This window comes from Candidatus Midichloria mitochondrii IricVA, from assembly GCF_000219355.1.
Taxonomy (GTDB): domain Bacteria; phylum Pseudomonadota; class Alphaproteobacteria; order Rickettsiales; family Midichloriaceae; genus Midichloria; species Midichloria mitochondrii.
The window spans coordinates 787,168-807,557 of the sequence record NC_015722.1 but is presented as its reverse complement, the minus strand read 5'-3'; the positions used below and the strand labels follow the sequence as shown (position 1 = coordinate 807,557).

The 20,390-nt window shown below is 38.8% G+C and carries 22 protein-coding genes, 1 rRNA gene and 1 pseudogene; 7 read left to right on the top strand and 17 right to left on the bottom strand.

Annotated features, from left to right (window positions below):
- Positions 1 to 141: 141 nt before the first annotated feature.
- From MIDI_RS08675 to ffh, 8 genes are all read right to left on the bottom strand, one after another.
- The gene (locus tag MIDI_RS08675; protein WP_160162264.1) at positions 142 to 288 is read right to left on the bottom strand and encodes a hypothetical protein; all 147 of its coding nucleotides are present in this window, start codon (positions 286 to 288) and stop codon (positions 142 to 144) included.
- A gap of 72 nt (positions 289 to 360) precedes the next feature.
- Positions 361 to 906 (bottom strand): transposase, encoded by a 546-nt coding sequence (locus MIDI_RS10600; RefSeq protein WP_052567700.1) that lies wholly within the window; start codon positions 904 to 906, stop codon positions 361 to 363.
- A 383-nt stretch (positions 907 to 1,289) separates the two neighbouring features.
- Positions 1,290 to 2,216 (bottom strand): thioredoxin-disulfide reductase, encoded by a 927-nt coding sequence (gene trxB, locus MIDI_RS04210; protein ID WP_013951341.1) that lies wholly within the window; start codon positions 2,214 to 2,216, stop codon positions 1,290 to 1,292.
- A gap of 29 nt (positions 2,217 to 2,245) precedes the next feature.
- The gene (locus MIDI_RS04205) at positions 2,246 to 2,845 is read right to left on the bottom strand and encodes a peroxiredoxin (protein ID WP_013951340.1); all 600 of its coding nucleotides are present in this window, start codon (positions 2,843 to 2,845) and stop codon (positions 2,246 to 2,248) included.
- A 76-nt stretch (positions 2,846 to 2,921) separates the two neighbouring features.
- Positions 2,922 to 3,455: a helix-turn-helix domain-containing protein gene (locus tag MIDI_RS06345; protein ID WP_013951339.1), complete on the bottom strand. Its 534-nt coding sequence runs from the start codon at positions 3,453 to 3,455 to the stop codon at positions 2,922 to 2,924.
- Between the two features lie 16 nt (positions 3,456 to 3,471).
- Positions 3,472 to 3,930 carry an outer membrane protein assembly factor BamE gene (locus MIDI_RS04195; protein WP_013951338.1) on the bottom strand — a complete coding sequence of 153 codons (459 nt, stop codon included), beginning with the start codon at positions 3,928 to 3,930 and terminating at the stop codon, positions 3,472 to 3,474.
- Complete coding sequence (locus MIDI_RS08920) at positions 3,914 to 4,066, bottom strand: hypothetical protein (RefSeq protein ID WP_013951337.1); 153 nt, start codon at positions 4,064 to 4,066, stop codon at positions 3,914 to 3,916. The genes MIDI_RS04195 and MIDI_RS08920 overlap by 17 nt, the downstream gene beginning before the upstream one ends.
- A 5-nt stretch (positions 4,067 to 4,071) precedes the next feature.
- A complete protein-coding gene (gene ffh / locus MIDI_RS04190; RefSeq protein WP_013951336.1) occupies positions 4,072 to 5,415 on the bottom strand; it encodes a signal recognition particle protein in 1,344 nt (447 codons plus the stop codon).
- A 344-nt stretch (positions 5,416 to 5,759) separates the two neighbouring features.
- Here ffh and MIDI_RS09825 point away from each other — a divergent pair, with 344 nt between their 5' ends.
- A complete protein-coding gene (locus MIDI_RS09825; RefSeq protein WP_272940945.1) occupies positions 5,760 to 5,888 on the top strand; it encodes a hypothetical protein in 129 nt (42 codons plus the stop codon).
- Between the two features lie 386 nt (positions 5,889 to 6,274).
- Here MIDI_RS09825 and MIDI_RS10310 read toward each other — a convergent pair whose 3' ends face one another.
- The 9 genes and pseudogenes from MIDI_RS10310 to MIDI_RS04150 all read right to left on the bottom strand — a co-directional run bounded on the left by MIDI_RS10310 (position 6,275) and on the right by MIDI_RS04150 (position 11,739).
- Positions 6,275 to 6,460, bottom strand: a complete 186-nt coding sequence (locus tag MIDI_RS10310) for an SAM hydroxide adenosyltransferase (RefSeq protein WP_410517922.1) — start codon at positions 6,458 to 6,460, stop codon at positions 6,275 to 6,277.
- A 39-nt stretch (positions 6,461 to 6,499) separates the two neighbouring features.
- Positions 6,500 to 6,733, bottom strand: a pseudogene (locus MIDI_RS10305) (SAM-dependent chlorinase/fluorinase); the annotation flags it as partial.
- 37 nt (positions 6,734 to 6,770) lie between these two features.
- Positions 6,771 to 6,974, bottom strand: coding sequence for an SAM-dependent chlorinase/fluorinase (locus MIDI_RS09070; protein WP_013951333.1), 204 nt, complete (start codon positions 6,972 to 6,974; stop codon positions 6,771 to 6,773).
- A 100-nt stretch (positions 6,975 to 7,074) separates the two neighbouring features.
- Positions 7,075 to 8,307, bottom strand: coding sequence for an MFS transporter (locus MIDI_RS04180; protein WP_013951332.1), 1,233 nt, complete (start codon positions 8,305 to 8,307; stop codon positions 7,075 to 7,077).
- Positions 8,308 to 8,654: 347 nt separating this feature from the next.
- Positions 8,655 to 8,852, bottom strand: a complete 198-nt coding sequence (locus tag MIDI_RS04170; protein WP_148234149.1) for a hypothetical protein — start codon at positions 8,850 to 8,852, stop codon at positions 8,655 to 8,657.
- A 139-nt stretch (positions 8,853 to 8,991) separates the two neighbouring features.
- Positions 8,992 to 9,195: a glycerophosphodiester phosphodiesterase family protein gene (locus tag MIDI_RS04165; RefSeq protein ID WP_041185484.1), complete on the bottom strand. Its 204-nt coding sequence runs from the start codon at positions 9,193 to 9,195 to the stop codon at positions 8,992 to 8,994.
- Between the two features lie 132 nt (positions 9,196 to 9,327).
- Positions 9,328 to 9,927, bottom strand: coding sequence for a glycerol-3-phosphate 1-O-acyltransferase PlsY (plsY, locus tag MIDI_RS04160; protein ID WP_013951329.1), 600 nt, complete (start codon positions 9,925 to 9,927; stop codon positions 9,328 to 9,330).
- Position 9,928: 1 nt separating this feature from the next.
- Positions 9,929 to 10,603 (bottom strand): RlmE family RNA methyltransferase, encoded by a 675-nt coding sequence (locus MIDI_RS04155; RefSeq protein WP_013951328.1) that lies wholly within the window; start codon positions 10,601 to 10,603, stop codon positions 9,929 to 9,931.
- Positions 10,600 to 11,739 (bottom strand): D-alanyl-D-alanine carboxypeptidase family protein, encoded by a 1,140-nt coding sequence (locus MIDI_RS04150; protein ID WP_160162263.1) that lies wholly within the window; start codon positions 11,737 to 11,739, stop codon positions 10,600 to 10,602. Before MIDI_RS04150 ends, MIDI_RS04155 begins: the two co-directional genes overlap by 4 nt.
- 115 nt (positions 11,740 to 11,854) lie before the next feature.
- On the opposite strand from MIDI_RS04150, the gene MIDI_RS04145 reads away from it, so the two are divergent.
- The 6 genes from MIDI_RS04145 (at position 11,855) to MIDI_RS04125 (ending at position 20,312) form a co-directional block, all read left to right on the top strand.
- The gene (locus MIDI_RS04145) at positions 11,855 to 12,373 is read left to right on the top strand and encodes a hypothetical protein (RefSeq protein ID WP_013951326.1); all 519 of its coding nucleotides are present in this window, start codon (positions 11,855 to 11,857) and stop codon (positions 12,371 to 12,373) included.
- Between the two features lie 81 nt (positions 12,374 to 12,454).
- Positions 12,455 to 13,918 carry an Asp-tRNA(Asn)/Glu-tRNA(Gln) amidotransferase subunit GatA gene (gatA, locus tag MIDI_RS04140; protein ID WP_041185704.1) on the top strand — a complete coding sequence of 488 codons (1,464 nt, stop codon included), beginning with the start codon at positions 12,455 to 12,457 and terminating at the stop codon, positions 13,916 to 13,918.
- Between the two features lie 22 nt (positions 13,919 to 13,940).
- Complete coding sequence (gene fumC, locus MIDI_RS04135; RefSeq protein ID WP_013951324.1) at positions 13,941 to 15,326, top strand: class II fumarate hydratase; 1,386 nt, start codon at positions 13,941 to 13,943, stop codon at positions 15,324 to 15,326.
- Positions 15,327 to 15,490: 164 nt separating this feature from the next.
- Positions 15,491 to 16,222: a response regulator gene (locus MIDI_RS04130; RefSeq protein ID WP_013951323.1), complete on the top strand. Its 732-nt coding sequence runs from the start codon at positions 15,491 to 15,493 to the stop codon at positions 16,220 to 16,222.
- 447 nt (positions 16,223 to 16,669) lie between these two features.
- Positions 16,670 to 16,777, top strand: coding sequence for a hypothetical protein (locus MIDI_RS10300; protein ID WP_410517921.1), 108 nt, complete (start codon positions 16,670 to 16,672; stop codon positions 16,775 to 16,777).
- 763 nt (positions 16,778 to 17,540) lie between these two features.
- Positions 17,541 to 20,312: ribosomal RNA gene (locus tag MIDI_RS04125) — 23S ribosomal RNA — on the top strand.
- The last annotated feature ends 78 nt before the right edge of the window (positions 20,313 to 20,390 follow it).

Sequence of the window (20,390 nt, the reverse complement as noted above, 5' to 3'; positions counted from 1 at the left end):
TGGCGCGGCCACGAGGAGGGGTTGAAGAGCGCCAGCGGACAAAGGGCTGCTAATCCCACAACTTCTAAAATTTGGCACTCTTTCCCTATGCCGCTTTAGCTATATAACCTCAGTTTGACGTTAAGGAGTAGGCCCATGAGCCTATTTTTCCAATGAGATATATTTGGGTTTGGAGACATAAGCCAAGAGCCCGAGAGGAGGACTGCCAAGAAATTGTTTGGCGAGCGATGCCGTGTGGTGCTGGATTTGGCAAATCTCTTTCAATTCTCCGATGGCTGTTTCAATCAATCCACGCCCTGCAAGAAGCAGTTGTTTAAAAGCCGCAAGCGGGTTTTGTTTTTCTTAAGCCGTGTGATGAGCTCAATACCTTGATTGCTCAGTGTTTTTGCTTATATACCACCGATCTCCGAATAGAAGGCCTGTCAAATATTGAGTCAGTTTTTCGACAACGGCTCGATCATCTGTATTACCCGAAGTCAGTGTGAATGACATAATCTCTCCTTGATCATTGAGGCCAAAGAACCATCCGGGTCGACGTTTTCCCACGCTGAGCGACGCCTTTAAGGACCTTATTACGGCTAGTACGTAAGTTATGACAAACCTTCCAGCTTTTTGTTGAGTCAACGTACCTGTTTGTTTCCCTTTGCAGCAATTCAGCAGAATGACCAACGGGATGACCGCGTCTCGCATCAGCTCAACAAAGCGATTGTAGCTGATAAGCTTCGGCAACTCCTCTCTGAAAGAGATTTGAACACAGTTTAGGTAAAAATCTTTGAATCCGGTAATGCCCTCAAATGAAACAAAACGAGGATCGTTATAACTTCGGAAAGCATCATCCCAGACTCTCGTTCCCTTTGTCTCTGCGAGTTTCTTAAGGATCTTTGGTACGTGAGTTGTCGCTTGCAAAAATCATCAATCAAACAAAATATTTCTACTAGGGGAACCACTTTTCTTATTTATCGTGAAATTGAGAGAAACTTAATGGTTACACAGCCTCTTTGAAGCCATATCAGATAATTTCTTTAAAACTTACCTCAAACTGGGGTTATTTAGAGGTATAATTGTTAAAGCGATATAGAGTACCGAATTTTGGAAGCCTCCAGAGTAATTGGCAGACTTTATGTGGGCTTTCGCGTAAAATCCCTACGGGCACGCCAATTGCTGCTTCGCATGAGAGGTTTTGGAATGTCAAGGAAACGTGCTCTTCTTGCACCGTTCTACTAGCTACGCACCCACAATAACCTTCTCTACCTTATCTAGGGGCCTGGCTTCCTGTGGAAGAGGAGAAACTATTCCTGCAAGTATTTAAGTGCATCCAGTGCTGCCATACAACCAGTGCCTGCTGCAGTCACCGCTTGCCTATAAATTTTATCTTGCGCATCACCAGCTGCAAAAACGCCAGGGATACTAGTTAGCGTAGTCCCTTTTTTTGTAACAATATACATATCTTCGTCTAGGTCCAATTGGCCAGCAAATAAGGCTGTGTTAGGCTTGTGTCCTATCGCTACGAAAACTCCATCGATATCCATAGTATATTCCTTACCGGTTAAAATATCTCTTAATCTTACGCCAGTTACGCTAAGAGGATCCTCAGCTCCTAATACTTCCTCAATTACAGTATTACGAACTACTTTAATTTTGGGATTGTTAAATAGTCTATCTTGAGAAATTTTTTCAGCTCTTAAGGTATCGCGGCGATGAATTAGAATCACCTCAGCTGCATGCTGAGTAAGATATAGAGCCTCTTCAAGCGCGGAATTGCCGCCTCCTACTACTATGACTTTCTTATTCTTATAGAAAAATCCATCACAGGTAGCACATCCAGAGACTCCAAATCCTTTAAATTTTTCTTCGCTTGGAAGCCCAAGCCATTTAGCTTGTGCTCCGGTCGAGATTATCACTGACTCCGCAGTATATATAGTGCCGCCTGCACCCACTGCCGAAAAGGGACGGATTTTTAAATCTATATCGGTTATATAGTCATCGATGATTTCTACTCCGACAGATTTAGCCTGTTCTTTCATTTGCTCCATAAGCCATGGACCTTGAATCACTTCGGCAAAACCAGGATAATTCTCAACATCTGTTGTGATAGTAAGCTGGCCACCAGGCTGCTGTCCTGCAATCAAAATTGGTTTCAAAGCAGAGCGTGCAGCATAAATAGCTGCAGAGTAGCCAGCGGGGCCAGAACCTATAATTAAGATTTTTGTATGCATAGCATCACGTCCAACCCCGGAAATTTAAATTATAATTTAGAAGAATGCTGTTTCAAGTAATCCTCTATGCCAGAGGTGGTCGGAGTAATCGCATTATCACCCTGCTTCCAGTTTGCTGGACAAACTTCAGCATGTTTTTCAAAATGCTCTAGTGCATCTATGAGTCTTAATATCTCATCAACATTCCTTCCAAGCGGTAAATCGTTTATAGATTGGTGTCTAACGATTCGATGTTGATCGATAATAAAGGTGCCTCTAAAAGCAACGCCACCATTCGACAATACACCGTATTCAGTTGAGATTTTTTTTGTTAAATCTGCAATCATAGGGAGTTTGATTTGGCCAATACCGCCTTTTTCTATTGGGGTATTTTTATAAGCTAAGTGTGTAAAATGAGAATCAATACTGACTAACATTACGGTAACACCCCGTTTTTCGAATTCAGCAGCGCGTTTGTCGAGTGCTATGATTTCTGAAGGGCAGACAAAAGTAAAATCTAACGGATAAAAGAATAGTACTGCTTTTTTGTTATGGATGAAGCGTGATAAATTAAAAAGGTCAATAATTGAATTGTCTGGCATTACTGCAGCAGCGGTGAAGTCCGGAGCTTCTTTACCGATTAATAACATAGGAAAAACCTCTTTTTTAATTAGTTACTTGCCTTAGAAATATATGCAATACTTTATTAAATACAAGATTTAAATATTAAAGATTAATAACATAATTTTTATTTGAAAAAGAAATCAAATTTTTTAATCCAATAGAACCGAGTTTGTTTTTTAGCCTGTAAATATGAGTTTCGACTGTTGATGTTTTTACTTCCTCAGAATAATTCCAAATATTATTTAATAAGTCTAATTCAGTTGCGTGTCCTCTTTTTATTAAATATTCGATTATTGCTGATTCTTTCTCAGTGAATTTCAAAACTAATTTTCCATTAGGCTCAAATATAGAAAAAGAAGTAGGTTTAAATACCATGTCATGTATTCCATAACTTCTTGATAAGAATAACTTTTTCTTAATTAAAGACACTAAATCATAAATTGAGCAGGGAAGCTCTATATCTATACTGAGGATAATAAAATCTGCTGGGTTGTTAATATTTTTGTCGACAGTTATCCATAAATCAGCAGCTTCATAAAAGCTATTATCTTCTTGTGCCAAAAAAGTTATTTCTTCTAAAAATAGCATTACTTTGTTTTTATTAAACGATTCCAACAATATTTTACTACGTCCCATGAGTTGAACTATCACGTCAAGTGCCCGCTTTTCTTATCCCATCAGCGTTATTGTATTTACCAATATTACCGATGATTTGTTGTAGTACACCTATATTATTGCCAGGCAAATGAGTGCTTGCTTCATCAAATCTAAAAGATTTTACATCACTAAAGCTATACCGTTCTATTGATTTAACAGTACCGCCTCGAGTAAAAGAAATCTGTAAGATATTTTGATCTATTAGTGCTGGATTTAAAAACAATCTTCTCTTATATTTGTGATTTATATAAAAAAACTTTGGCTCGCCATATAATGCAGCGGTAGTAGGGCTACCTAAATTTTCTATAACCTCATTAAGAGTAGATTTCATAGGAACGATTTTCTTAATGACTTCCTCATCAAGATTATAGCCGTGATGTCGTATATCTTTGGTACAGGCTGTGCACACCAATAGGATAAGTAGAGTTCCGCTAATTTTAAAATTTTTTATCATTTTCTCTTAAAGCATTATTGTTTTGTTTTTTTACTTTTTTACGTCTACGTAAGCTAGCTCTCAAGGCTTGAGCCAAATTTGACTTCTCTTCAGTTTTTTTGCTTGTCTCTTTGTTGTTTGATATTTTTTTAAGCATATTTTCTAGTGCATGAATTTAGAGCCTAATCTTTTCAAGTTGCTAGGATCCATATTACTCATTTTTTTAATCATATTATTCATCTCCAAGTATTGCTTAAGTAGCCTATTTACCTCTTGTATAGAAGTCCCAGATCCTCTGGCAATACGATTTTTTCTAGAGGGATTGATGAGTTTTGGATTGCGTCTTTCAAAGTCGGTCATTGAAAATATTATAGCCTCTTGTCTTTTAAACATTTCTTCTCCTTGCTTGATCTGTTCGGCACTGGCTTTAAGTTTACCAAACCCTGGGATCATGCCTATTAAGGATCCTACTCCACCGAGCTTTTTCACGGTCTTAAGTTGTGCTAATAGATCATTCATGTCAAACCTGCCCTTTTGTAATTTTTTAGCTAACTTCTCTGATTCTTTTTCATCGACAATATCTTTCATCTTCTCAACCAGAGAGATGATATCTCCCATGTTTAATATACGAGAGGCAATACTTTCAGCCTTAAACTCTTCTAGATCATTTACTTTCTCACCAACTCCTATAAGTTTTATAGGGCAGCCGGTGATAAATTTCATACTGAGGGCAGCTCCTCCTCGTGCATCGCCTTCTGTCTTTGTCAGAATGATTCCAGAGAGGCTTACCTGCTCATTAAAGGCTTCAGCAACATTTACTGAGTCTTGGCCTATCATACAATCCGCAACTAATAAGACTTCTTGAGGTTGTGCTACTTGGCATATTTCATTTAACTCAAGCATTAACTCTTCATCAATACCTAATCGACCTGCAGTGTCGACAATCAATACGTCATAATTACCAGATTTTGCTTCCGATAAAGCTCTATTTGTGATTTGGAGAGCGGTATCCTCTTCTGCTATGGGCAAAGTTTCTATATTAATTTGTTTGCCAAGAACTTCTAATTGTTTCTGAGCAGCAGGCCTTCTGGTATCTGTTGAAGCTAATAGAACTTTCTTCTTATATTTTTGACGCAAATGTAGTGCTAGTTTAGCCGTGGTAGTTGTCTTTCCAGCTCCTTGTAGCCCAACCATTACAAAAACTATTGGAGTAGGGTAGTTTAATTTTAAATTAGTCTTATCACTTTGAAGCATTGAGACCAGTTCATCATGGACAATTTTGATAATCATTTGCCCAGGAGTAATACTTGATAAAACTTCAGTTCCAAGAGCTTTGACTCTAATTTGCTCAATGAGATGTTTGATTGCAGGAAGCGCTACATCTGCTTCGATTAACGCTATTCTAACTTTCCTTAAAGCCGTATTAATATCGCTTTCGGTCAGTACACCTTTTTTTTTCAGAGCCTCAAATATCTCACCTAAACTTTTGCTTAAATAATCAAACATTTGTTATCACTAGAAGGAGTTACACTATAAACCAGTAGAGATAATAAATAAATCGTGAAATTTTGCAATTAAATTGGTTATAATACCAAAAATTTTGTTAGTATACTGAGTAATTCTTACCAACCAGTTGGCAATGCCTGGTAATTATAGACAGCAATAAGAGGGTGTTGATATCTTCTAGTAGAATAGGTGGAGTAGAAATGGACAATCAAGTGTAAATATTGCGGCTCTAGCGAGCAGGTGAAGAATGGTGTGGTACATTGTGGACAGCAAGAGGTAATATAGGTGCAAGAATTGCAAAAAGAATTACCGAGAAGGTAATAAGCGACAGAAATACACGATGAATGATAGACTTAAAAACTAATCTTGAGGACTGTGGAATTAGGACGATAGAGAGACTGACTGGAATCCATAACAGCCAAATATCTTCATGGATCGAAGGGACGGGGGGCGCTATGTGCAAGAAAAGTTAGATAAGAGCTGCAACAGCACAAAGTCACTTAAGGATATCGAGGTCCTAGAGATTGACGAGCGGGTGAAATTATTGATTTTGAAGGGTAGGTGACGGGAGCAAGGCAACCCACCTGAACCTGTCATTTAGGCTTGGAAGAACGTTATGAATGAGCATGTACAGATGATTACAGCGTTTATGAGTACTATAAAATCTCCACGCACCATCACGAAACAAAGGCTGGGACATCATTGTGGTAGAATCAAAGAATTCTTCAATTAAGGCATTATCTAGCTAGTTTTAATCGAAGAACGAAGCGCTACAGCAAATTCCTGAGGATGCTTTGCACTACTCTTACCCTCTTCTTCCATAGGCACTTGCTGGATTTGAAACTTCTATCTATAAATATTAGGCAATGCCAACCAGCTTAACTATAACCCGAAAGTTTGATTTGATTTTATATTTGCTAGCAAAATTTCTGTGATTAATTGCAATTGCTAAATTACCAACGCTATTTATATATGTAACTGGACTACCAACAGTGGAATTTTTTACAAAACTATTGATTTCTTTACCAACTTGTTCAAAAGTTATTTGCCTGGAAGCAATTTTTGCTGCAGTATATGCATATAAGTCTCTGCCGTGAAAGGTGTGAGATTTAGTGTGATTAGCTAGTGAATGTTTTGTTGCATCTATCTCTCGGACTTTATCTATTTTATGTTTTGAATCGATATAAATAATGATTCCGTTGTCTGGAGTTACAACGTGATAGCCAGTTTTGGTTTTAGCAACTGTCGACTTTTTCTAGGTACTAACTCCGGGATCGGTAACGGTTACAAAAATAGTGCCCTTAGGGTAATATTCCATGGCTTGGTAAAGCCTATCTATATCGGCTTCTTGTATATTAAAAGGGTTCGATTTTATGAGTGAGATCAAAAATAGTGTTATATTTTTGATCTACAGAATAAATGGCTCCCTTCATTGCGCTTACTGCGCCATCAATAGTTTCAAAATCTGTCATTAAGACTGCTGGCGATTTGGCATGAGCTAAATCAAGGGTTAATAATATATAACTAATAGTTATCAAAGATCTTTTAAATATCCTCATATTAACCTTCCTAATTTAATGAGTTTTTAGTCAGCCAGCAGTTATTCTAATGATGACTTACTAGGTTATGACAGGGACTCTTGTAATATGCAATATTTTTTTAATATTTAGAACTTTTTGTAAAATAGCTCATTATTAAAAATAACAATGCAATAAGTATTAAATAAAATGCTGGTGCCTCAAGGCCAATATATTGAGCTAAATAAGTCTCTATAGTTGGGGCTGTTCCTCCAAAAAGTGCATTACCAATATTCCAACTCATAGCAACTCCTGAATACCGTAAAATAGGGCTGAAGTTTTCTATAGCATACGGATATGCAGGAGCTGAGATTGCAGCTGCCAACATACTAATTATAAACAAACCTAGTAAGATGATACTGATATTATCACTTGAAAGCATTTTAAAAACCGGCAAACTACATACTATTAATATTATACAGGATATTTGAACAAATTTATGGTAGCCGACCTTATCAGATAATAAGCCAAAAATTGGTAAAACTATTACAAAAGAAAATAAACATACGGCGGTTAAAAATAGCGATTCAGTTGGCGTGTATCCCATAAATTGCAAGAAGAAAACGTTAAGGTAGGCTCTTATAGTATAGGCCACCGACGTTGCGACACCGCTTAAACATGAGACTACAAGAAGCCTGCGCCACCTGTATTTTATGACTTGCACGAATGGTAAGTCCAATTTACGGTTTTTCTTCATGGCTTGAAATACAGGAGTTTCAGCAACATGCTTTCTTAAATACAGGCCTGTTAGGCCCATTAAGCCCCCTAAAATAAAACCATATCTCCAGCCAAATGCATTATCAGTAAAAAAGTGGTTTATTATAATTCCTACTAAGATTGCGAATAGAGTACCGATCATGTTTGAGGCCATGATTATACTTCCTACTAATCCCGGTCTACAGCCACCAAGATGCTCCAATATAAAGACCGCAGCACCAGCGCCTTCTCCTCCTATGCATAAACCTTGGAAAAGGCGGATAATTATTAATACAATAGGTGCTAGTATGCCTATTTGCTCGTACGTGGGTAGCAGTGCGATACCGAAGGTTGCAATTGCCATTCCTATAATAGAACTTGTTAAGGCAGTTTTTCTACCGAATCTATCACCTATAAGGCCGAAGAATGCTCCACCTATGGGCCGCATCATAAACCCAATAGCAAAGACACTAAAGGCTGAAATGGTTTGTACAAATTCATCTTCCGTAGGGAAAAAAAGCTTACCAATTATAGTTGTAAATACCGCGTATATCCCAAAATCATAATACTCGACTATATTACCGACGAGGGCAGAACTTACTATTTTTGTTTTTTTCATTGTGAATGAAATTACCAGTTTAACATACCTAAATATAAGAAATGTTATATATTGTCAAAAGTTAAAGAAAGTTAATAAGTAAAATTACTTCTCACTATTGTAAGTTGCTAAGAACAGTACTCTACTTAACATTTTAAAGATAATGGCCTGAAACTAGAAACTGCACATATTCCCATGGATTTTGCTTGTTTCCCATAATCTTCTTGGCTATTAACCCCAAATATAAAGACCCTAGCGCCTTTACTGAGACATTCCGCTGCCTCTTTATCCCCATAAATTTGAATTTTATTTTATTATCGTTGATGTCTATTCGAGAAGGAGTGGTAACGGCCATTTCTATTCCTGATTTAAAAGCCTACAAATTGTGCCTTTTCGTCGCCTGCTAGGCACACACCTTCATTTCTTTTTCTTAACAATCTTTCTAAAGTTTTGGCTCGATGTTCAAATATTTTAGCCTTAGTTGGATAGACGTCTAGTAGGTGTTTAAGGTGCTCAGGACGTGTGGAATTGAATATGATTCTATTCCAAGCTTTTGTTATCTTCAACGACTTTGCGGTCGCATCAACCAACTCCTTTGCTGAAAACGACTTGAAGTCAATAATAGCTTCAGTATTAGAGAATTTTTTAAGTATACTATCAAGAGTGGGAATTTTATGTCCAAGTCCTCTTTAGGAATAAGATTCATTACCTATGTGGGTCGAAACAATATGCTGCGTCTAATCTTTGTAATTTTCTCCCTGTTAAGTAAAACGACTCAACAGCGCCCTTACCGTTAGTATGAGCAGACAAGTCAGAAGAATGATATAAAAACCTACCAACCACACCATCTTTAGCGAGTTGTACATCCATTTCTATCCCATCTACTTTGCCATTTATGGAACCTTCCAAATTTCAAATGCGTACACAGCATTTTCTGGGAAATGGCCGCATCTTCCAGCAGTGGCGAAAATCTTAGTTGCTTCTGAATTAAAACTAGAAAAAACTAAAAAGTTATTAATCTACTATTTTGTAACCAATATCTCATAACTTGCTCTCTTTATTGTTTCTCAATCTATTAATATTGTCCATATGACGGAAAATTATTAATAGTAATAGGAATAAGTAAACAATTGCCGTGAATAAATCTAGAATAAAGAAGCTTGCTATTGAATTTATTGACATTGCGATTAGAGACGCTGTTGCTGAGACGCGGAATTTTTTGAAAGTAACCAACCAAATTAGGGCTGAAATAATTGCAGTTTGAGGGGTTGCTGCAAATAATAAACCAAACATGGAAGCTACACCTTTACCTCCTTTAAAACTTAACCATATAGGGAACATATGGCCAATTATTACAAAAAGTCCAGCTAGCGCGGCTACTCCAGTGCCGAATAAGTGTTTGAATACTAATACTGGCAAGAAACTTTTCATGGTATCAAAAAGGAAAGTTAACAAACCAATTTTTTTACCGCCAACTCGCCAAGCATTTGTTGCGCCTATATTTCCTGAGCCTTTGGTTCTTAGGTCAGTAGTACCAAAGCTTTTACTAACCAAGAGACCAAACGGTATAGAACCACAAAAGTATGAAATTAAAGCTATTAGTATGAAATCGACAATACCTAAGGAGAAGAGATGTTGCATTTTATAACCTATTTAAACATATAGTATATATTTCTGCTGAATCACTATAACTAGATTTTGGCTTGAAAATCTTAACTACAGAGAATAATTTTTTGCACATTTTTAAAATATCTGCTTCTTCCTTACCTCTAATTAATTTAAAAACTAGGTTGCCGCCTTTATCTAAAATGGTTTGTGCAAATTCTATTGCAGAATTAACTAATTCGGCGCTTCTCAAGTGGTCTAAACTGCGGTCTCCACACGATTCTGCCGCCATGTCGCTTAAAATCAGATCAGGTTTTTTACTGAGGCTTGTTTTTATCTGATCTTGAATCGGTGCTTCTAAGAAATTGCCTTGGATTAGAATTAATCCTGGAATATCGAGTGCGATTTTTAATAAATCTGTACCAATTAAACACACATTATTTTTCTTTTTAGACATTATAACTTGCAACCAGCCGCCTGGTGCTGCTCCTATATCGATAATGCTACTAGATCGATTTATTAATTTATATTTTTCTTCGATTTCAATTAATTTAAAAGCTGCTCTTGAGACAAAGCCCTGTTTTTTTGCTAAGTGTACATAGGGATCATTGATATGCCTTCTTAGCCAATCGACGGAAGAATTAGCGCGGCCTCTTGCAGTTTTGACTTGTTGTTTTTTCGTTCTATATCTTCTAATTACTTCTTGAGTCATTGATGTATATCAAAACCGAATATGGTTTTGAGGTTGCGCCAAAATTTTTTAAAAACGTTAGCCTCTCCAATATCAGATAAAGAATACAAATTCACAGATTTAATAATCTGTTCGCCATTCATTATGTGCAAAATCCCTACAAACTCTCCTTGTTTAATCGGTGCCGTAAGAGGCTCTTTAAATTTTACCGAAGTTGTGAGTTTTTCACGAGCAACATTTCTTGGGAAAAGGACTTTTAAATCCTCAGAAATAACTGCATTAACAAATAAGTCTGCTCCATTCCAGATTGGCACTTGAGTTATGACTGCCCCGGCTTTAGCAAAAATATGGTATTGAAAGTTATTAAAGCCGTAAGTAAGCAATCTATCTGCTTCCCTACTTCTTTCTTTATTATTCTTGAGCCCGTTTACAACAGCTATTAATCTTCTATCACTTTTTAAGGCGCTTGCAATAATTCCGTAGCCTCCATCATCAGTATGTCCGGTTTTGAGCCCATCAACTCCACCTACACCGAGTAAAGCATTTCTGTTCTCTTGAGAAATTTTATTATACGTGAAGGTCTTTTCATTGAAATAATGGTAATATTCAGGGAAGTTCTTGATAAGAGCTGCAGCAAGTTTGGTTAAATCAATCGCGGACGTTCTATGCCCTGGATCAGGCCAACCGGTCGCATTAGTAAAGTGAGAATTTTTTAAGCCTAGCTCCTTTGCGGCTTCGTTCATATAATGCACAAATACTTCTTCACTCCCAGTAATTCCTTCTGCTAATGCAATAGAAGCATCATTTCCTGATTGTACTATGATGCCACGCAACAAATCTTCAACTGATACACTGCTTCCTAGATCTAAAAACATCCTAGATCCCCCTGTTTTCCAAGCCTTTTCTGAGACAGTGAACCTATCATCCAACTTTATTGCTCCAGATTTGAGCTGATGAAAAGCTATATATATAGTCATTAATTTGCTCATTGAAGAAGGTATCATTGCATTTTCGCCGTTTTTAGAGAAAAGCACCGTTTCAGTCTCATAATCAAGGAGAGCAGCATAATCAGCAATAGTTTCGAATGTAGAAGGAAGTGGGATTTCAAACGACTTTTCAATATTTAGTGGAAATGCTAAATCAGGTAATAAAGTCAAAATAATAAAAAGATAAAAGCGGTACATGCTTGATAGTTTTTAATAATTGCTATTAGAATAATGATAAGATGGTCCGAATTTAAGATAATTACTAATATTTGTAAATGGTAAAAAGATGAGATTTTTAAAACTAATTCTCTTGCTGTGTTATTGTATATTGCATATTAGACCTTCCGAAGCTGTTGGTAAATTTTTTGATTTAGCAGAAGTAAAGAATTGGCGCATTATTGCAGAAATAGAAGAGGAAAAGAAAATCTGTCATGCAATTATGACTCCTTATAGAGACAGGTTGTTGTATGGTGATATAAACGATCCAAAATTTGTAGTATCTTATAAAGGACACCTAGCTTATTCCATAAGTTTTAGTGCATCAACAAGACTGGCTCACTCTAAAAGTGTTACATTATTTGTAAACGATTCTCAATATACGTTAAAAGTTAATAAACATGGTAAAAATGCAATCACTTATAGTGCAGACCAAGATGTTGATATTATAAACGATATAATATCTGGGCCATATCCTTTTAAAATTAGATCAAAAGGGGCTGCTGGAGAGCTGGGCTTTATATACTTTTCGTCTATAGGATTGCAAGAGGCAATATCGTATATGGAAAAGAATTGTAGTAAACTCTGATTTTTAGTTGTTGTGTTTTTTTTTAACATCTATTAACAGATTATAGACTTAATTTATTTTTTAAAATTTTCTAGAATGGATATTACTAACTTAATCAATCTTTCTATCGTTGAAGCTAAGAACTTAATGCGTAAAGGAGAAATATCTCCAACCGAATTAGTAAAAGCTCATTTAGAACGAGCAGAAGAAACCAAAGAATTGAATGCGTATGTTTTAATGATGGAGGAGTTTGCTTTAAAACAAGCTATTGAATCGGAAAGAAAATATAAACAAGGAAACCATGGCATTATAGAAGGCATACCGGTTGCTATTAAGGATTCCTTTTGTATTAAAGGTTTTAGAACGACAGCTTGTTCTCGAATTTTAGAAAATTTTATACCAGAATATGATTCGACAGTGACAAGTTACTTATGTAAGCATGGTGGTATAATGATCGGCAAAACTAATATGGATGAGCTTGCTATGGGGTCTTCTAATAAGACTAGTTGTTTTGGTTCGGTAATTAATCCATGGCGTCGTAATGGTGATGACAGTAAACTGGTGCCTGGGGGATCATCAGGTGGCTCTGCTGCTGCTGTTGCTGCAAGATCATGTATGGGAGCGCTTGGTTCCGATACCGGGGGCTCAGTAAGACAGCCGGCTTCCTTTACTGGCGTGGCGGGAATTAAGCCTACCTATGGTAGATGCTCTAGATACGGGCTGGTTGCATATGCAAGTTCTCTGGATCAAGCTGGCGTGTTCGCAAGAAGCGTTGAGGATTCTAGTTTGATGCTTCAAGCTGTTTGTGGCTATGATAAGTATGATGCTACTTCAAAGAACATAGATGTTCCTGAATGGTCTAAATCGTTAAAAAATGGAATCAAAGGCCTAAAAATAGGTATACCAAAAGAGTATTATATAGATGGCATAAATGCGCAAATTATTGCGCTTTGGCGAGAGGGCATGGAATGGTTAAAAGAAGCGGGTGCTGAAATAGTTGATATAAGTCTACCTCATACTCAGTATGCTCTTCCTATTTATTATATAATTGCACCAGCAGAGGCGTCCTCCAATCTATCTAGATTTGATGGAATAAGGTATGGACTTAGAGTCGAAGAAGAAGGTGATGATATTAATGCTATGATATCGAAAACTAGAGGACAAGGGTTCGGTGAAGAAGTGAAAAGACGGATAATGATAGGCACTTATCTTTTATCTTCTGCGCAATATGATTTACATTATTTAAAGGCGCAAAAAGTCAGAAGGCTACTACAAAAGGATTTTATAGACGCTTTTGAAAAAATTGATGCAATATTAATTCCCACCGCTCCTTCGGAAGCTTTTGCTATTGATGAGCAAATAACCGATCCGCTTACTATGTATTTGAATGATATTTTTACGGTCACGGTTAACTTGGCAGGCCTGCCAGGTATTTCGGTTCCTGGAGGATTAAGCGAGAATGGATTACCACTTGGATTACAAGTAATTAGCAAGCCATATGATGAGGAAACCATGTTGAAAGTTGCTTATCAAATAGAGGCAGCAGCTAATTTTAAAGGTTTGTAACGTTTTTTATTTTGAGGTTACTATGTATAGAATTGAGACAGATACTTTTGGTGAAATTCAAGTGGAAAAAATAAAATACTGGGGTGCACAAACTCAAAGGTCCTTAGAGAATTTTAAAATTGGTAAAGAAAAAATGCCGAAAGCTTTAATTAAGGCTTTTGCTGTAATTAAGAAAGCGGCTGCTATTGTTAATCAAGAGATTGCAGGGCTTGATGCCCAAATATCTGAATCTATTTGTAAAGCTGCAGATGAAGTTATTTCTGGCAAATTTGATGAACACTTTCCATTAGTAGTTTGGCAGACCGGCTCTGGGACCCAAACTAATATGAATGTAAATGAGGTGATTTCTAATAGAGCCATAGAAATCATGGGAGGAATTGTTGGCAGCAAGACTCCAGTACATCCTAATGATCATGTTAATATGGGGCAGTCATCAAACGATACTTTCCCAACCGCAATGAGGGTTGCGGCTGTGAGTGAAATAAATTCCAAGCTCTTGCCTGCTTTAGAGCACATAGTCCAAGTTACCTCACGAAAGATTGAAGAGTTTTCTAATGTCATAAAAATAGGCAGAACCCACCTACAAGATGCGACACCATTGACTTTAGGCCAAGAGTTCTCAGGATATTTAACGCAGTTGAAGCTTGGTAAGGGTAGGATAGAGAGCACAATAAAAAACTTATCATTATTAGCGCAAGGAGGCACTGCAGTTGGAACGGGGTTAAACTCTAAAATTGGGTTTGCGGAAAAAATTGCTGGGAAGATAAGTTCTTTGACGGGGCACAAATTTATGACGGCGCCAAATAAATTTGAAGCGTTAGCTTCGAATGATGCCGAGGTTGAGACGAGCGGTATGTTAAATGTCTTAGCTGTCAGCCTAATGAAGATAGCAAATGACATAAGGCTATTGGGTTCTGGACCTAGAAGCGGTTTTGGAGAGCTGCACCTGCCAGAAAATGAGCCTGGATCTTCAATTATGCCGGGTAAAGTCAATCCAACTCAATGCGAGGCTCTGACTATGGTTTGTGCGCGAGTTATGGGTAATCATACTACTATTTCTATTGCGGCATCTAATGGGCATTTAGAATTAAATGTTTTTAAGCCAGTAATTATAGATGTATTGCTGCAATCTATTGATATTTTGAGCGATGCTATAATCAGCTTTACAGATAATTGTTTATCTGGTGTCGTTGCTAACACTGATAGGATAAAGACCTTAATGCAACAATCTCTTATGCTTGTGACAGCGCTTAATAAACATATAGGATATGATCGTGCTGCCAAGATTGCAAAAGAAGCTTATAAGAATAATCTTACTTTGCAAGAGGCCGCAATTAAAAGTGGATTTGTAACTGAGGAACAATTTAGTGAATGGGTAAGACCGGAAGATATGGTTGCTCCTAGTTAAATTTTGTTAATATTTTGTTATTGATTTTTAGGCTTTGTTACAACTTTAAGGAAAGATTCATGTTGCAAAATATTAATCTTTTTTGTACAATTAGCAACAAGGAAAGGAGAAGCTGGCACTTTTGAAACTTTCCATAGGGGTTTTCATTTTTTAAGCAGCATACGATGAATAAAAATTTAAAATTAACGATTTTGATAGTAGAGGACGAGAAGACTATAGCAACGGTTATAGCTTACAATTTACAGAAAGAGGGATATGCTGTGCACATCATAAGTGATGGCGCAGAGGCCGCTATGTGGGCTAAAAATTCTCCCCCTGATTTAATACTCTTAGATTGGGTTTTGCCATCTAAAACTGGAGTGGAAGTTTGTAATGAATTGCGTCAAGATCCAAAAACTTCTAATGTTCCAATTATAATGATTTCAGCTAAATCTCAAGATTTTGATAAAGTTGAGGGACTGAGCTATGGTGCAGATGATTATATAACCAAGCCCTTTTCTCCTATTGAACTCATTGCTCGTGTTAAAGCAGTATTGAGGAGGATTAGGCCGGCATTTGCTGAAAAGTCATTAAAGTTCCATGATATAATTATGGATTTAAATACTTATAATGTTTCTCGTAATGGTAAAGATGTGAAACTTGCACCGATTGAGTTTCAGATATTGCAAATTATGATGGAGCAGCCAGAGATAGTGCTATCTAGACAAGCCCTTATAGAAAAAATATGGGGAATTGACATAGACGTTGACCAAAGGACAGTGGATGTTCATATAACTAGGTTGCGTAAGGCATTAATGAGTGCGAGTGTCGATGATGTTGATATTATCAAAACCGTCAGGTTAGTAGGATATAAATTACAATTGCCAAGAAAAGCCCGCGCTCATTACATGGAGTAATTATTATCCAAAAAACAAATTGTGCCTAGTTGCATTTTAGGGACAGCGTGTGGGGAATCCTTTTATTCTCCTTAAGAGCACATATAAGTAATTTTATAGCACCGATATGATTTGGCTAGCTTGGTCGCTCGTATAGTATTTTCTGCACTTTGCTCTTCACATTCAAATACTTTAGCTATAAACTTATGCAAATAATACACAGAGTGTTAACTGTAAGTCGTTGTTGTTGCTGGCCAGCGCGTAGTTGCTGTAAATAAATATTGACATGTGTCAATGACCATTGTACCAGTTTTTTCATGTGCTGTTTTATGATACTCCATTAAAAATAGCTTGGGAACTTTAAAAGCAATGTGAATTGTGTGGCGTGGTGCTTTAGGTTTATTGCTGAAGACTTTGATTAAAGGGTAAAAAAATGAGTAACATTGTGGGAAATAAACCCCCCGTGACATAGCAGTAGGAGATCTTAATCAAGATGGTAGGCTAGATATAGTTAATACTAACAATGGCTCGTCCACAGTTTCAGTGTTGATGGGTAACGGTGATTGGGACTTTTAAACCGGCTTTTGTTATTTCAATGGTGATGGGATTTTTGACCTAGCCGCGCTGCTAATTGGAACACAAACACAATTTCCGTACTGCTCGGTGCCCCAGTTCCTGGACAAGCTCACAACTGCGGCAGTTCTGGTCCACTATTACCCCCACCACTACAGAGTTACCTACAACAGTTAGTACTGCAACTACTTCCACTACAACCAAGTACTACCACAACAGAATCAGCACTACAACGCCTTGTTCGGAAGTTGAATGTCCGGTTTCTCCAGAAGCCACGACCAGCGCATAATGCAAAAATTTCTCCTCCAGCTAAAATGACGGGTGCGCTATGGTTGCTGGTATGATGGAATTAACCAACACAAAGGTAGCTACGGTTATCTGTGGTACAATTGGACAGGGCTGGAACGCTAATCAATATGAGATTACGGGGCAGGGCAAGCTCCTATTTATGAAACAACAGGTGATGAATTAAACTTCAGTCAGGGTGGTGCATTTGATAGTGGAGATGTTTGATCTCTCTATTTTTTGGGTGTTGAAAACTATTAATTAAAAAATTGAAAAAAGGAATTGACCGGTCGAGGGGTTTTAAGTATTATCCCCTTCACCACGAAGCAAAAAAAGCTTGGTGAGTGAAAAAGTTCTTTTGAAATTGTAAATAAGTTATCAAAAAAAATTATTTAAACTTACTGCTAAAAATTTAATTAGCATAAATGAAGCTGAAACAGGCAAAGTTTAGTTCTGTAAGTAAAATAGTATTAAGCCAGTTGTATAAGTATGAAAAGAGCATTTGACGGATGCCTTGGCGATAGGAGGCGATGAAGGACGTAATAGGCTGCGATAAGCTGCGGGGAGGTGCCAATAACCTTTAATCCGTGGATGTCCGAATGGGGAAACCCACTGAGCGCGACTCAGTATCTTTAAGTGAATACATAGCTTAAAGAGGCGAACCCGGGGAACTGAAATATCTAAGTACCCGGAGGAAAGGAAATCAACAGAGACTCTGCTAGTAGTGACGAGCGAACGCGGACTAGGCCAGTACTCAGTTTGTAATAATTAGAACGCCATGGGAAGGGCGACCAGAGAAGGTGATAGTCCTGTATAAGTAAAAAGCGAACTGAGTCTTGAGTAAGGCGGGGCACGTGAAACCCTGTCTGAACATGGGGAGACCACTCTCCAAGCCTAAGTACTACCTGTCGACCGATAGTGAACAAGTACTGTGAAGGAAAGGAGAAAAGAACCCCGATAAGGGGAGTGAAACAGAATCTGAAATCAAATGCTTACAAGCAGTCGGAGCAATCGGCTTCCTCGCGGAAGTTGTGTTGTGACGGCGTACCTTTTGCATAATGGGTCAGCGAGTTAGTGTATCTAGCAAGATTAAGCCGATAGGTGTAGTCGTAGCGAAAGCGAGTCTTAATAGGGCGCTTTAGTTAGGTGCATTAGACCCGAAACCAAGTGATCTAGCTATGAACAGGTTGAAGTTGGAGTGAGATCTAACGGAGGACCGAACTCGTCAATGTTGCAAAATTGTGAGATGATTTGTGGTTAGGGGTGAAAGGCCAATCAAACTTGGAAATAGCTGGTTCTCCGCGAAATCTATTTAGGTAGAGCGTCATTTGTTTACCTTCGGGGGTAGAGCACTGGATCGGCTAGGGGGGCCCAAAGCCCTACCAAACCTAACCAAACTCCGAATACCGAAGAGTATAGAGTGGCAGACAGGCTGTGGGTGCTAAGATCCATGGCCGAGAGGAAAAGAGTCCAGACCGCCATCTAAGGTCCCTAATCCATGGTTAAGTGTGAAAGGATGTGAGGGTGCCAAAACAACTAGGAGGTTGGCTTAGAGGCAGCCACCCTTTAAAGAAAGCGTAATAGCTCACTAGTCTATCAGCAGCCTTGCGCCGAAAATGTATCGGGGCTAAAACCATGTACCGAAGATGCGGGCTTATGTGATTATATATGAGCGGTAGCGGAGCGTTGTGTACGTCTGTGAAGGTATGTTGCGAAGCATGCTGGAGGTATCACAAGTGAGAATGCTGACATAAGTAGCGTAAAGAAGTGTGAGAAACACTTCCGCCGAAAGTCCAAGGGTTCCTGTGTAAAGTTAATCTGCGCAGGGTTAGTCGACCCCTAAGGCGAGGCCGAGAGGCGTAGTCGATGGGAATTGCGTTAATATTCGTAAACCCGCTAGAAGTGACGAAGATGAAGGATTGTATCTGATTATTGGATTTTGGATGCAGTTTGGGTCTTCCAGGAAATAGCTCTAGCATATGGATCGTACCCCAAACCGACACTGGTGGACTAGTAGAGTATACTAAGGCGTAGAGTGAATGATGTTGAAGGAACTAGACAAATTGCACCTGTAACTTCGGAAAAAGGGTGGCCCTACTCAGGTAACTGGGAAAGGGTGGCACAAGCCAGGGGGTGGCGACTGTTTATCAAAAACACAGGGCTCTGCAAACTCCAAAGAGGATGTATAGGGTCTGACGCCTGCCCGGTGCTGGAAGGTTAAGGTGAGGTGTGTATAAAAGCACTGATCTGAAGCCCCAGTAAACGGCGGCCGTAACTATGACGGTCCTAAGGTAGCGAAATTCCTTGTCGGGTAAGTTCCGACCTGCATGAATGGCGTAACGACTTCCCCATTGTCTCCAACATCAGCTCAGCGAAATTGAATTCTCCGTGAAAATGCGGAGTTACCGCGGTTAGACGGAAAGACCCCGTGAACCTTTACTACAGCTTTGCACTGGTATTAGGAATCAGATGTGTAGGATAGGTGGGAGGTGATGAGGCAAGGGCGCCAGCTCTTGTGGAGCCAAGCTTGAAATACCACCCTTCTGATTCTTGATATCTAACCACAACCTGTGAATCCAGGTTTGGGACCATGCATGGTGGGTAGTTTGACTGGGGCGGTCGCCTCCCAAAGAGTAACGGAGGCGTGCGAAGGTAGGCTCAAGCTGGTCGGAAATCAGCTGTTAGAGTGCAATGGCATAAGCCTGCCTGACTGCGAGACTGACAAGTCGAGCAGAAACGAAAGTTGGTCATAGTGATCTGGTGGTTCTGCGTGGAAGGGCCATCACTCAACGGATAAAAGGTACTCCGGGGATAACAGGCTGATGAGCTCCAAGAGTCCATATCGACGAGCTCGTTTGGCACCTCGATGTCGACTCATCACATCCTGGGGCTGGAGAAGGTCCCAAGGGCTCGGCTGTTCGCCGATTAAAGTGGTACGTGAGTTGGGTTCAGAACGTCGTGAGACAGTTCGGTCCCTATCTGCCGTGGTTGTAAGGAAAATTGAGAGGATCTGGCTCTAGTACGAGAGGACCGAGTTGGACGTACCACTGGTGTACCAGTTGTTCCGCCAGGGGCAGCGCTGGGTAGCTATGTACTGACGGGGTAACCGCTGAAAGCATCTAAGCGGGAAACCCACCTCAAAACTAGTTTTCCCTATCAGTGCCGTGGAAGACCACCACGTTGATAGGCCGGGTGTGTAAGTGGAGTGATCCATCTAGCTAACCGGTACTAATAGCACGACTGACTTAAATGGCTGGCTTTATATTGTTTGCGTACTGGATTTTGTTTGTTTTGAAAGTTTAGTTTAAAGTTGATAACTTATTTGTCTTGA